Source organism: Psychrobacter sp. CX16, assembly GCF_057396245.1.
Window position 1 is genome coordinate 122,192 of sequence record NZ_JBXYJF010000003.1, and the last position, 13,401, is coordinate 135,592.

The following is a 13,401-nucleotide window of genomic DNA, read 5'->3' on the forward strand; positions in this document are numbered from 1 at the left end:
AGTAGTTGATTTTCGATAATACATAAAAAAGCCCCTATTATGAACTGAACTCCGCAAGTTTGACATAACGTAGGGGGTTCCGTTCATATTAGGGGTTTTATATAAACAAGGCTATTTTGTATAAAAACCTACAGTGTATGAAAGTCACTGTCTGTTGGCTCTTTCCAAAGAACAGAAGGATCGATGCTGGCAAGGGTATCGCGACCGGTCAGTTTCATAGCAGATTCAAACTCTGTTTGTAGTATGTTTAAGGCTTTGGTGACACCTTCAGCACCGGCGGCGCCCAATGCCTGAGCGATTGGTTTACCAAGTAGTACCGCATCAGCGCCTAAAGCAATGGCTTTTAACACATCGGTACCGCGTCTGATTCCGCCGTCTATAAGCACAGGTATACGACCATCAACTTGTTTGACCACACGTGGTAGAGCTTCAATCGTAGGCGGTGCACCATCTAACTTACGGCCGCCATGGTTAGAGACGATAATGCCTTTTGCACCGATATCTATTGCACGCTGCGCATCCTCAGCACTGACCACGCCTTTGATTAAAACTGGTAGTTTAGTAAATTCGATCATATCGGCTACTACTTTCCAAGTCACTGGCACAGGTCTGCCAATCTTATATGGAGTAGTTAAATCTTTTGGTAACGAGAACCCACCTGCCTTTTTCTCATTATTACGTACGGCATCAGCGACCGAGTCTAGGGTAATACAAACTGCACGGCAGCCATAGTCTTCGGCCTGTTTAAGCACCTTTTTGGCAAAGTCTAAGTCGTCTTGAATATACAACTGAAACCAAATAGGCGTGGTAGCTGCTTTTTGAATCTCTTCAAGCGATGTGGTGGTAAAGGAGCTAATCGCACAGGCTGTATTGGCTTTGCCAGCGCCTCTTACCGTTGCAATCTCACCTTCTGGATGCATTAGTTTTTGAAAGGCAAAAGGGTCGACCATAATAGGGTAATCCATTTTGTCCCCAAATAAGGTCACACTGGTATCCAGTTCATGCGCATCATTTAAGACCTTTGGGTTAAGCTTGATACGCTCAAACGCATTATGATTGCCATGGAAAGTTAACTCTTCGCCTGCGCCTGTTGAGACATAAGCAAAGGCATTATCTGACATGTGCTTTTTTGCCAACACATCAAAATCAAATAGGTTAGTCACATCAGATAGCTCATTGATTTGATAGTCATCAACATAGCTTTTTATAGAGTTTGTCATAATAGTTAATATCCTTTTTTACTTAACGTGTTCTTATTTTATTGAACGATTCGATATGGATTTTAAGTCATATTCAAGGTGAATAATTTACCGAATTAGCCTTCAGTTTAAAAAACTTAAGTCAATAGTATGGCGAAGCTAATGTGGCTAAATGTTGTTTTGTTGTATTAATAGGGCAGACGTTTTATGCGTAGCGATACCCTTTTAGAGTATCAAATTTATATTAGTTCAGTAAATGTACCCATTAGCTAAATTAATAAAGGTAGCTAAAGTAATTAAGGTTAATCGATGCGTTGGAAAATTAAAACGCTTGACCTACCAAATGACTTATTCTAAGATATGTATCATTGTACTAGAACATAAAAACAACTTATTTTTAAAACAACGTATAGTTAAAATAGCATCCAAATGAGCAGCACTCTTACACAAAGTGACGTAAGGCCAAATGAATAAAAGGGTGGAATTATGACGACAGCAAGACATCAAGATGAAATAGCAGGGTCAGGCTACGGTCTGCATCAATCAACCATGCCAAACGAGCAGGGCTTATATGGTGAGTTCGGCGGCAAAATAGGTCATCCAGAATTAGCCAAAGCCCTCGATGAGTTAGAGGTGGGCTTTCGCGAAATCATTAAAAACGATGACTTTATTACCGAAATGAAGCGTTTACGCGAGACGTATGTTGGACGTCCAAGCCCTGTCTATCACGCCAAGCGTTTGTCAGAGCATTGTGGCGGCGCGCAGATATATCTAAAGCGTGAAGATTTAAATCATACCGGCGCCCATAAAATTAATCACTGCTTAGGTGAAGTATTACTGGCCAAAAAACTGGGCAAAACCAAAGTCATCGCTGAAACGGGAGCGGGTCAACATGGCGTTGCATTGGCAACCGCCGCAGCGCTAATGGGCGTAGAGTGTGAAATTCATATGGGGGTGGTCGATATCAAAAAAGAGCATCCCAATGTCAGCCGTATGAAAATCTTAGGCGCAAAATTGGTACCGGTATCACGTGGAGCCGGCACGCTAAAAGAAGCAGTCGATAGTGCCTTTGAAGCCTATTTAGCGGATATCGAAAACAGTATGTTTGCGATTGGTTCTGTTGTGGGTCCGGCGCCCTATCCTGAAATGGTCAGCTACTTTCAATCGGTGATTGGTCACGAAGCGCGCGAGCAGTTTTTAAGTGCTACTGGTTATTTACCTAACAAAGTGGTGGCTTGCGTGGGCGGTGGCTCAAATGCGATGGGCATGTTTAGCGGCTTTATGGATGATGACGGGGTCGAGAAAGTAGGTGTCGAGCCAGCCGGTGAGGGACTAGATACCCCAAATCATGCGGCTACGATGAGTAAAGGGGTTAAAGGCGAGATACAAGGCTTCAAATGCTACGTACTACTTGATGAAAATGGTGAGCCGGCTCCCGTGAATTCGATTGCATCAGGACTAGATTATCCTGGCGTTGGTCCGCAGCATTCATTTTTAAAAGATGCAAATCTAGCGACTTATGAAGCGGTTACCGACAAGGAATGTTTGGATGCATTTATGGCGCTGTCTCGCCTAGAAGGGATTATTCCTGCACTAGAGTCGTCACATGCAGTGGCTTATGCAATGAAAGCGGCTAAGACTATGACTCCGGACCAGAGCATTTTAGTGAATCTGTCAGGTCGCGGTGATAAAGACATCGATTATGTTTTAGAGCAAATTGATGTGGATAGCTATGACTCGTTAAATATCATAGTTTAGTTTTATAGTCCGTAAAGAGGTAAGCAAGTAATCGATATGAGAACTGGTTTATGTTTTATAGAACGATTAACAATGTCTTCAAAGGCTCGTAGTGGTTTTAAGGGTTGAGCTCGTGAAGCCACTGAGCCACTTGTTGTACCCGCTGTTGACGATTACCACCGATACGCCTAAACGGTTTATTGTATTTGATGAGTATATCAGCAAACGTTTGGCTAATTTCATGACGCTGGTGCGGTGCATCACGCAAATCATCAGGCTCCCAGGGCACATCAACCTCAGTGAGCAAAATTAAATCATAATGATGGGTGAGCGCCGCTGTCTCAAGCGGCTCAGGGCAGGTATTGTAATACCAATACGAATACACCATGATTTCAAACAATGACGTGTCGCAAAACAGGTAGCGATTGGCGCGCTCGGTTTGAGTGTTTTCATGAGCCACTTGGCCATATGCTATCGGCATTAAGTCCTGCCATTCACAAGAAGTCTGAGTGTCATCCCATTTTTGCTGCAAATAGGGGCGCATATATTCACCTGCCCAAGTGGTATCAAAATGCGCGGCCAAATCTTTGCATAAAGTAGTCTTACCTGTACTCTCAGCACCCAAAATAAGCACCTTAAATACCGAAGGTAAGGTTAACTGCTTAAGACTTTGATTCGCCAATATCTTGGGGTCAATTAGGCTGTTTTGAGGCGTGTTAGAATCGGTCATAGGTAGTAAGAGGATGTCCTTTGATAAAATGCGTAAGGCGTCATTAAGAATTTAAAACACACAGGATTAGGAATACAGCTGCAAAACAGGCATAATATTATGCTTGAGTTCATAGACAAACAAATAGGCAATGTAGCATATTTATGTACTGAGTTTAGGGTGTTCCTAATCGATTATGCTGAGATATCCGCCATGTCTATTCAATACGCTAAACATTAACGCGCTAAGAAAATAGGAAGCAGTATGAAAACTTATATTACAGGGACAGGATTATATATTCCGCCATACAGCATCAGTAATGATGAGCTTGTTGAGTCGTTTAACCAGTACGTAGATAATTATAATAGTAAGTATGCTGATGAGATTGCCAGTGGTGAGCGTATTGCCTTAGAGAAATCATCAAGCGAGTTTATCGAAAAGGTTTCTGGCATTAAATCACGCTATGTAATGGACAAAAAAGGTATTTTAGACCCAGAAATCATGGCACCCGTGATACCTGCTCGCGTTTTGGGCGAAGAGCTATCTGTGATGGCTGAGATGGGTGTTGATGCCCTGCAACAAGCACTTGATGAAGCCGGATTAAGCGGTGCAGATTTGGATGGGGTGATTGTGGCGTGTTCTAACTTGCCACGTGCGTATCCTGCGTTATCAATTGAGATTCAAGACGCTATTGGTATGGTCGGCGGCTTTGCCTATGACATGAATGTGGCCTGTAGTGCGGCAACCTTTGGTATCGCACAAGCGGTCGGCTCTATCAAAGCAGGCCTTGGTAGCAAAATTGCGGTAGTCAACGTAGAGATTACCACCGCGCATCTTAACTGGCGCAATCGTGATAGCCACTTTATCTTTGGTGATGTAGCGACAGCATCTATTATTGAAGCCTCTGAGACACCTAAAGGCTATGAGATTATTGACAGTAAGCTATTTACTCAATTCTCAACCAATATCAAAAACGAATACGGATTTTTAGATAAGAGCGAATATTTAGCAGCAGAAGCAGAGCTGTATTATGACCTAAAAGAACCGGTTACCGATAAGCTGTTTTTGCAAAATGGACGTAAGGTATTCCGTGAAGTGTGCCCGAAAGTCTCTGAGATTATCAGTGAGCATCTAGAAGAAAACAATCTTGGCTCAGATGAGGTCAAAATGATGTGGCTGCATCAAGCTAACATTAATATGATTAACCTTATTTTGCGTAGTGTGGTTGGCAAGCAGGCCGACTCTTCAATCACACCAACGGTTATCGATGAATTTGGTAATACCAGTTCAGCAAGCCCAGTGATTGTCTTCCACCGTTATAAAGACCAATTACAATCAGGCGATTTAGGTGTGATGTGCTCGTTTGGTGCCGGTTATTCAATTGGTTCTGTGCTGCTTCGAAAAGTATAGTAGACGATATTAATACAGGCGGTTCTCTGATGGCTTTGTCACTATGACAGAATATGCCGACTTAGATAACCGTTTGCATATAATTTAGTGCCAGTTAACAGGAATGTCGGTATTTTATGCAAAATTTGGTATAATTACCGACTTTGTTTTCACACACATTATTATTGTATTAAATAACAGACGCTAATGCTGGCTTGCGCATCATAAAGCTTTGATAATTTCAGTGTCTTTGGCTGCTAATTATTGACCAGTGCTCAATTAGACGGTGTGATTGACGCTTGTAGAATAATGCTATCGCCCTCATTAAAGGGCAATATGAATAAAATTGGGTTGATAAAGTTAACCCCAATACGTGAATGACGTGTCCCCAAACAACACATCACTAAATAAAAGATGACTTATGAAAGACTCGTTAAGAGAACGCCTAGATCAAATGGTAGATCGCTTCGAAGAAGTGACTGCCTTATTATCTGACCCTGATGTTATCAGTGACAATAACAAATTCCGTGAGCTCTCAATGGAGCACAGCGATTTATCTGAAATCACAGCCTTGTGGCAGCGCTACAGTCAGGCAGAAAAAGATAAAAAAGATGCTGAAGAGATGCTAAAAGAGGCATCGGATCCTGATATGAAGGCCATGATGCAGGACGAGATTGACACAGCGACAACAGACATCGAAGCGATGGAAGAAGAGCTGAACGTCATGATGTTGCCAAAAGATCCGAATGACAAAGTACCTGCCTTCTTAGAGATTCGTGCCGGTACTGGCGGTGATGAAGCGGCGATTTTCTCAGGCGATTTATTCCGTATGTATGAGCGTTATGCATCAGCGCAAGGCTGGACGATTGAAGTTTTGTCAGCTAACGAGGGCGAGCATGGCGGTTATAAAGAAATCATTAGCCGTGTCTCTGGTAATGATGTTTACGGCCGCTTAAAGTTTGAGTCAGGCGCACACCGTGTACAGCGTGTACCAGATACCGAAAGCCAAGGCCGCGTGCATACCTCAGCCTGTACGGTTGCTGTCATGCCAGAAGTTAAAATTGATGATACCGTTGATTTAAACCCAGCTGATATCCGTATGGATACTTTCCGCTCAAGTGGCGCCGGTGGTCAGCATGTTAACACCACCGACTCTGCAGTACGTTTGACCCACATCCCAACGGGCGTAGTCGCTGAATGTCAGCAAGAGCGAAGCCAACACAAAAACCGTGCCAAAGCGATGCAAATGCTAATTGCACGTATCCAGCAAGCCAAGGTGCAAGAGCAAGTAGACACTGCGGATGCATTACGTCGTGACTTGGTAGGTAGTGGTGACCGCAGTGAGCGTATTCGTACTTATAACTTCCCGCAAGGGCGCATGACTGATCATCGTATTAACTTAACCTTATATAAGTTAGATGCCATTATGGAAGGTGATTTAGATGAGCTATTAGATGCGCTAACCCGTGAGCACCAAGCTGACTTAATGGCGAGTGTGGGCGGCGGTGACAGTTAATAGTTTCTACTATTTAACCCCCATAGCTTGATACCCTTTTCAAATGACTTTATAAATAATAACCTGTCATTTTTGAATGACTGAAACTCACTCTTTAGATAAATTTGGAATACATAATGTCTAAGCAATCTGCAAATAATGAGCAAGATCACAACCAAGATGCCAATGAACTTATCGCTCAGCGTCAGTCTAAGCTTGATGAAATCACAGCTTCTGGCAAGGTAGCTTATCCTAATAAGTTTAAACGTACCGATTATGCAGATGATTTGCAGAAGCAATTTGAAGGCATTAGTAAGCAAGAGATTGAAGAAAAAGCAGCCAACGGTGATAAAACTCAAGTCAATGTTGCGGGCCGTGTAATGTTGAACCGTGGCTCATTTATGGTTATCCAAGATATGACGGGCCGTATTCAGTTATATGTTGCCCGTAAAGAGTTAACGGACGATACAAAAGCACTGATTAAGTCACTGGATTTAGGTGACATCGTCGGTGTTTCAGGTTTCATTGGCCGCTCAGGTAAAGGTGATTTGTACGTTCATATCGAAGAAATTACTTTACTGACCAAATCACTGCGCCCAATGCCTAACAAATTCCATGGCCTAGCAGATACCGAAGCGCGTTATCGTAATCGCCATCTAGATTTAATGACCAATGAATCAAGCCGCGATACCTTTATGATTCGCAGTCAAGTGGTTAGTGGTATCCGTAAATTCATGCTAAACGAGCGCTTTATGGAAGTAGAGACGCCAATGATGCATCCAATTCCAGGTGGTGCAGTGGCACGTCCGTTTATCACGCACCATAACGCATTAGATATGCCGCTTTATTTACGTATTGCCCCAGAGCTTTATCTAAAACGCTTGGTAGTAGGCGGCTTTGAGCGTGTGTTTGAAATTAACCGCAGCTTCCGTAACGAAGGCGTTTCAACCCGTCACAACCCTGAATTTACCATGATTGAGTTCTATCAAGCCTATGCTGATTATAAGGACTTGATGGATTTGACTGAGCTTCTATTCAATGAGTTAGCAAATGAGATTCTAGGCAGCACTGAGCTGACCTATCAAGGTGAGAGTATCAGCTTAAAAGCACCGTTTGAGCGTTTAAGCATGAAAGATGCGATTGCAAAATATGCTGATGACTTTGATATTAGCAAAGTAGACGACAGAGACTACTTAGCTAATTATGCGCAAAACGTCTTAAAGCAGCAGGTTAAAGAAGGCTTTGGTATCGGTAAACTGCAAACCATTATCTTCGAAGAAACCGCTGAGCATAAACTGCGTCAGCCAACCTTTATTACCGAGTACCCAGCGGAAACCTCACCACTGGCTCGCCGTAACGATGAGAATCCAGAAATTACTGATCGCTTTGAACTATTCATCGGTGGCCGTGAAATTGCTAACGGTTTTAGTGAGCTTAATGACCCAGCGGACCAAGCAGAGCGTTTCCAGAACCAAGTGGCTGAAAAAGACGCTGGTGATGATGAAGCAATGCATTTTGATGCAGACTATATCGAAGCCTTATCGTATGGCCTACCGCCAACAGCGGGTGAGGGTATTGGTATCGACCGTTTAGTGATGCTGTTTACTGATGCTGCCAGCATTCGCGATGTGATTTTATTCCCGCACATGCGTATGAAAAACCAGTAATACCTGCATAATCTGCTTTGAGTTTTAATGATTTATTATTAAAATTCTAATGGTGGTTTTGGTTAATTAACAGTATAGGACTGCTTCTCGTATGCAGTCCTATATTTTTTAGTTCAGATAAAAGTTACCAATCGCTGATTGGTTAAGTCAATTCGCATTATTTTGATAACAGGCTTAATTAAAGAATGCAATAAACGCATTGACATCAGTGCAACGCTACCAAAAAAACGGTATAGTAATAATCGTTAACTATCTATCTCATGTTCATAATTAAGTAAAGGGATGTTATGGCAAATTACTCTGCCCAAAAGATAAAAAGTGTTTCTCTAAATAAAGGCACTAAGCATTATGCTGCCTCAGAAACAGATGCGCCTGCTGAAGCAAATGACCAAGTCCAGGTACAAGCAGCAGATACTCAAGAGACGGTCACAGTGAAGACCCAAAAAAGCACAAACAACTCTGATAGCACAGCAGCCTCTAGTGCCAAACCCTCAAGTACACGACCATTGATTAGCCCACTGTCTGAAGGCGGTAGTAAGCCAAAGCCTGAGGCGAAACCTCAGCCTAAAGTGGCACCAAAAAAGTCAGTGGAATTTGATTGGACGGGTATGTTTCACCGCACCTTTTTCTCAGTCTATATGCAGATGCAAGATGACTTTGTTGGTGCCGGTCTGTTTGATTATGCCTTTAATATTGGAGCTCAACGTTTGTATGTCTTGGTGCAACAAGAAGACTTATTTGTGGATAGCAAAGAGCTACCTAAAAAAGAGCTTGCTAAGCTTAAGCAAAAAGCAGCGACTCATATTACCAAGCGTTTCCAACAAATTCGCGACCGCTTAGCGCTGTTAGATGTAGAAGCCGAGGATGAATTAGATAAAGTGCATTATTTAGGTCTGACCTCACTACATGTACACACCGGTGATCAAAGTTTTCAGATTGAGCACGAATATGGCAGCGTATTCTTCCAAGAAGATTGTGTGCTTGATTTGGATGATCAAAGCAAGGTGTTACAGCTATTTAGCTTAAATAGCTTCTATCAGATTGTTAATCTGATGCAAACCCCAAGCGATATCCTCAGTTTCTTCGATTATCACTTGCCTAAGTTGGTAGATTACCAAGATTTCAATAGCGAGCTTGAACTGGCAAATGAGTTCTTGGGTAGTCCTGAGTTCTTTGCACGGGCAGTAGCGGTTCAAGAGAAGCTCGTGGAGATTGGCTTATTGGCCAAAGTAGAAACTCGTTTGATAAATCTGACTCACCCTGAGTCACAAGGTGAGGCAGCGTTAGCAAGTAAAGCCAAGATAGTACAAGATTTACAGCGTTATGCGTCTATGTTCCAGAAGCTTTTAAATGGCGCAACCAAGCGTCGTCATCAAGCGGAAGATACCATTCCGGTTAATCAAGTTAAGCTATTGGTCAATGAATCCATGTATACGCGCATGAGTATTATGGAGGAGATGGTGGCTTATGAGAAACGCTCAAATGAAGAGTGCCGTCAGGGTTATTTAAGTCATCAGCATTCTTATAACGACTTTGGTATTCACTATGTGATCGTTGTGTACGGGCTTGATGCTGATGCAGAGTATTCACGTAGTGCCATTGAGCAAAACTACAGCAGTATGTTAATGGACATCAATGCACAGTTACAAGATCCTGCTATGTCAGAGTACTTTATTTTAGGCTTTGATATGTCGCAACATGATGGCAAGGGTAATGTGACGGTACAGATGGATATTTTCCATCAGTCAGGTTCAGAGATGTCAGATGTAGAAAGACACTATTATCAACAGGCGCAAACACTGGCCGGTAACGCTTAATAGCCGGTCATTATTAGCGCAAAGCAATTGCGCGTATTTAAAATTTGCATGTTAATTATATAGGTTTGGTTGTCCATTATGTCTCAGCAGTATCAAGTTTTAGCACGAAAGTACCGCCCCAAAAACTTTCATGAGCTAGTTGGACAAACGCATGTGTCTAAGGCGCTCATTAATGCTATCGACCATAACCGATTGCACCATGCTTATTTATTTACCGGAACCCGTGGTGTCGGTAAAACCACAATTGCGCGTATTTTATCTAAGTGCTTAAACTGCGAAACTGGGATTACCAGCACACCGTGCGGGGTATGTAATAGCTGTGTGGCCATTGATCAAGGCCGCTTTATTGATTTAATTGAAATTGATGCGGCTTCTCGAACCAAAGTAGAGGACACGCGAGAGCTGATTGATAATGTGCCTTATGCGCCGACGCAGGGTCGATACAAAGTCTATCTAATTGATGAAGTGCACATGTTATCGACGCACAGCTTTAACGCCTTACTAAAGACGTTAGAAGAGCCACCAGAACACGTTAAATTCTTATTAGCCACGACCGATCCTCAAAAGCTGCCGATTACTATTATTAGTCGCTGCTTGCAGTTTGTATTACGCCCCTTGCCGCAGCAAGCCATCACAGAGCATTTGGCGAATTTGTTAACTCAAGAAGGTGTGGACTATACGCAGCCGGCATTATGGCAACTAGCTAATGCAGCTAAAGGATCAGTGCGTGATGCTTTGTCGTTGACCGATCAAGCGATTGCTTTTGGTCAAGGTGGATTAACCGATGAGACCGTTAATGATATGCTGGGTCTTATCGATAGTGCTGATTTGGTCAGTTTATTATTAGATATTTATCAAGGCAATACCGAGTCGGTCTCTGCACATATTGAACAAATGCGTTCGCAATTGGTAGATGCTGGCAGTATGTTTGATGGTCTGGCTGAACTACTACATCAAATTGCCATGCAGCAGCTGCTACCAAATGTATCACTAAATGTAAATGACAAACAGGCGCAGCAAATAGGGGAGCTTGCGCGTATTATCACGCCAGATGTATTGCAGCTGTATTATCAGATTGTGATACAAGGCCGTGAGCAGATTAAACTGGCGAACACACCGCTGCAAGCTTTAGAGATGTGCCTGTTAAGACTACTAGCGTTCAGACCATTAGCGACGAATGAAGTACCTGTGGCACAAAGCCAAGTAGCTCAACAGCCTACTCAGGTTCATTATGCACCGGCTACATATGATAGTGCACCTCAAGATACTGAAACACTCGATAATTCCGATTCAAATACAGCAGTTGAGCCTTCTATTAATAATGAGAATCTAGATGCTGATAGCATAAATCCACAAAATATAAACACGGTGGATATTAATGATAATAAAGCATTTGAAAATGAACCAGCCCCTGAGCAAAATCTTGAGCTATCAAGTAATTTAGAGGCATCACATCAAAAGCAAGGTTCTGAAGCTGTTGTTAATCATAATAATCAGCAAACACAGGCTTTAGTTGAATCAGTACCGATGCCTGAGTCTGAATTATTGCAGCCACCAGCACAGGTAATGCCACCAGAATCTGCTACTGCGCAAACGACAGAAGATTCGCCACAGTCACCGCAGCAGACGGATAATGATTCTAGGCTGCAATCCTCAATTGAAGAAGCCTCTGTTATTGCCGAGCATGAGCAAGGTGCATCTGACACATTTGATTTACAGCTAGAGACGAAGACTGCATCGATTGCAGAAGTAGCGGCTGAAGAAGACAGTCAACAAGCGCTTCATCTGGAAGTCAATGATCCTAGAGTCTTATTAAAATGTCAGCCTGTTGAGCTGACAGGGGAGTGGACACCAGATAAATGGGATTACTGGTTGCAGACGGCACGTGCGTCAGGGTGGCTTGGGCAGGACCAGCTTGCTATGGCCCGACAAGGGTTGATGACCGGTGAGATTAATGGACGCAGCGAATTTAAAGTCGCTTTCGACACCAAAAACATGCAAGGTATCTTTAGACATTTGGCCAGTTATCTGGCTGAGCAGTTCGGTGCTGAGGTATCTATTGCCATTGATAAGTCACTCAATACCGAAAGTTCTGACTTATTACCACAGAATCGGCAAAAATCTCGGGAAATAAAAGCCAAAACTACGGCAGAAAAGCTGATTTTACAAAGTCCAGTAATGCAAAAATTAGTGCAACAATTTAAGGGTCAGATTACCAATCTTAAGCTATTAGATACAAAATAGATGTATCCACACAACAATATTTTTTTAGTTTAGGAAATCTTGACATAAGAATGTGGTATTGTTTAGATATGTGTGATTAATATTTACACTCAGAGTACAACAAAAGTGCACAAAAGTTTGCACTTTCTCAACAATTGTCAGTTTAAATGAGGTATACTACGCACCTTATATAAACAGTCAGGTAGTTGAATAATGTTAGACAATTTAAGAGGAATGGCAGTCTTTGCCAGTGTTGTGGGCCATGGTTCTTTCAGTGGCGCAGCCAGACAACTAGGTATTACTACAAGTGCGGTGAGTCAACAGATTCGATCGCTTGAAAAAGATTTAGGTGTTGTGCTATTGCACAGATCGACTCGTAAGTTAAGCTTAACAGAAGCTGGGGCAAGCTTTTACGAAGCGGCAAAAGATGTTGTAACTGCAGCAGACCAAGGCCGTATTAAAGTAAACCAATTACGTGACGAGCTTGCGGGTAGTTTGCGTATCGCAACTACGCCTGAGCTAGGTGTTAATCATATTCTTCCAGCTCTATCGACGTGGATGGCAGCTCATGATGATTTAGGCATCTATTTCTTAGCAGACAACCATTACATCGATATGATTGATGAGCGCGCGGATATTGCTATCCGTATGAGCCCAAATATCAAAGACAGTTCAGTAGCGACTTATCCGCTTGCTGAAGTGAAGCAGATGCTAGTGGCGTCTCCACATTATCTAAGACAGTATGAAAAAATCACCAAACCTAGAGACTTAGCGAAGCATCAGTTAATCGGTATCGATTTGATGAAGGACCCTAATTCTCTAGAGTTCTCTCATGTTGAAACCGGTAAGAAAAACCGTGTTAAGATTTCATCGCGTATCCAGACCAACAACGTATTCTTAGCAACTAGATTAGCTAAAGAAGGTCATGGCTTGGTTCGTGTGATGTCGCTCGATGTACAAAAAGAATTAGAAGCAGGTGAATTAGTGGAGGTTATTCCAGAATATTCATTACCACACTTTATTCTTTATGCAGTGACATTAGACCGTGAGCAGCAACCTGCGAAGATTACACGTTGTCTAGAAGTTCTTAAAAAATACTTCCATGCAGCTGCTTAGTTTAGAGAGGTTATTGGCTTAACTGTTAACTGAACTTATTTTTCGATAG

9 protein-coding genes are annotated in these 13,401 nt (G+C 42.5%); 7 read left to right on the plus strand and 2 right to left on the minus strand.

Translation table 11 applies throughout. From position 1 onward, the window contains the following. Positions 1-128: 128 nt before the first annotated feature. Entirely contained in the window at positions 129-1,220 is a 1,092-nt protein-coding gene (locus tag AC2SLM_RS02080; protein ID WP_486551683.1) for an alpha-hydroxy acid oxidase, read from the minus strand. A 528-nt stretch (positions 1,221-1,748) separates the two neighbouring features. Between AC2SLM_RS02080 and trpB the strand changes: the two genes are divergently transcribed. Further along, positions 1,749-2,957 (plus strand): tryptophan synthase subunit beta, encoded by a 1,209-nt coding sequence (gene trpB / locus AC2SLM_RS02085; RefSeq protein ID WP_486551731.1) that lies wholly within the window; start codon positions 1,749-1,751, stop codon positions 2,955-2,957. A 97-nt stretch (positions 2,958-3,054) separates the two neighbouring features. Here the strand turns inward: trpB and AC2SLM_RS02090 are convergent, their stop codons facing one another. After that, positions 3,055-3,666 carry an AAA family ATPase gene (locus AC2SLM_RS02090; protein WP_486551685.1) on the minus strand — a complete coding sequence of 204 codons (612 nt, stop codon included), beginning with the start codon at positions 3,664-3,666 and terminating at the stop codon, positions 3,055-3,057. A 243-nt stretch (positions 3,667-3,909) separates the two neighbouring features. Here AC2SLM_RS02090 and AC2SLM_RS02095 point away from each other — a divergent pair, with 243 nt between their 5' ends. From AC2SLM_RS02095 to AC2SLM_RS02120, 6 genes are all read left to right on the plus strand, one after another. Next, the gene (locus tag AC2SLM_RS02095) at positions 3,910-5,055 is read left to right on the plus strand and encodes a beta-ketoacyl-ACP synthase III (protein WP_486551687.1); all 1,146 of its coding nucleotides are present in this window, start codon (positions 3,910-3,912) and stop codon (positions 5,053-5,055) included. Positions 5,056-5,455: 400 nt separating this feature from the next. Further along, positions 5,456-6,550, plus strand: a complete 1,095-nt coding sequence (gene prfA / locus AC2SLM_RS02100; RefSeq protein ID WP_486551688.1) for a peptide chain release factor 1 — start codon at positions 5,456-5,458, stop codon at positions 6,548-6,550. A 116-nt stretch (positions 6,551-6,666) separates the two neighbouring features. Further along, positions 6,667-8,196 carry a lysine--tRNA ligase gene (gene lysS / locus AC2SLM_RS02105; protein WP_486551690.1) on the plus strand — a complete coding sequence of 510 codons (1,530 nt, stop codon included), beginning with the start codon at positions 6,667-6,669 and terminating at the stop codon, positions 8,194-8,196. 287 nt (positions 8,197-8,483) lie between these two features. Further along, a complete protein-coding gene (locus tag AC2SLM_RS02110) occupies positions 8,484-10,013 on the plus strand; it encodes a hypothetical protein (RefSeq protein ID WP_486551692.1) in 1,530 nt (509 codons plus the stop codon). A 78-nt stretch (positions 10,014-10,091) separates the two neighbouring features. Then, positions 10,092-12,257: a DNA polymerase III subunit gamma/tau gene (gene dnaX, locus AC2SLM_RS02115; RefSeq protein ID WP_486551694.1), complete on the plus strand. Its 2,166-nt coding sequence runs from the start codon at positions 10,092-10,094 to the stop codon at positions 12,255-12,257. A 192-nt stretch (positions 12,258-12,449) separates the two neighbouring features. After that, positions 12,450-13,352, plus strand: a complete 903-nt coding sequence (locus AC2SLM_RS02120; protein WP_486551695.1) for a LysR family transcriptional regulator — start codon at positions 12,450-12,452, stop codon at positions 13,350-13,352. Positions 13,353-13,401: the final 49 nt, after the last annotated feature.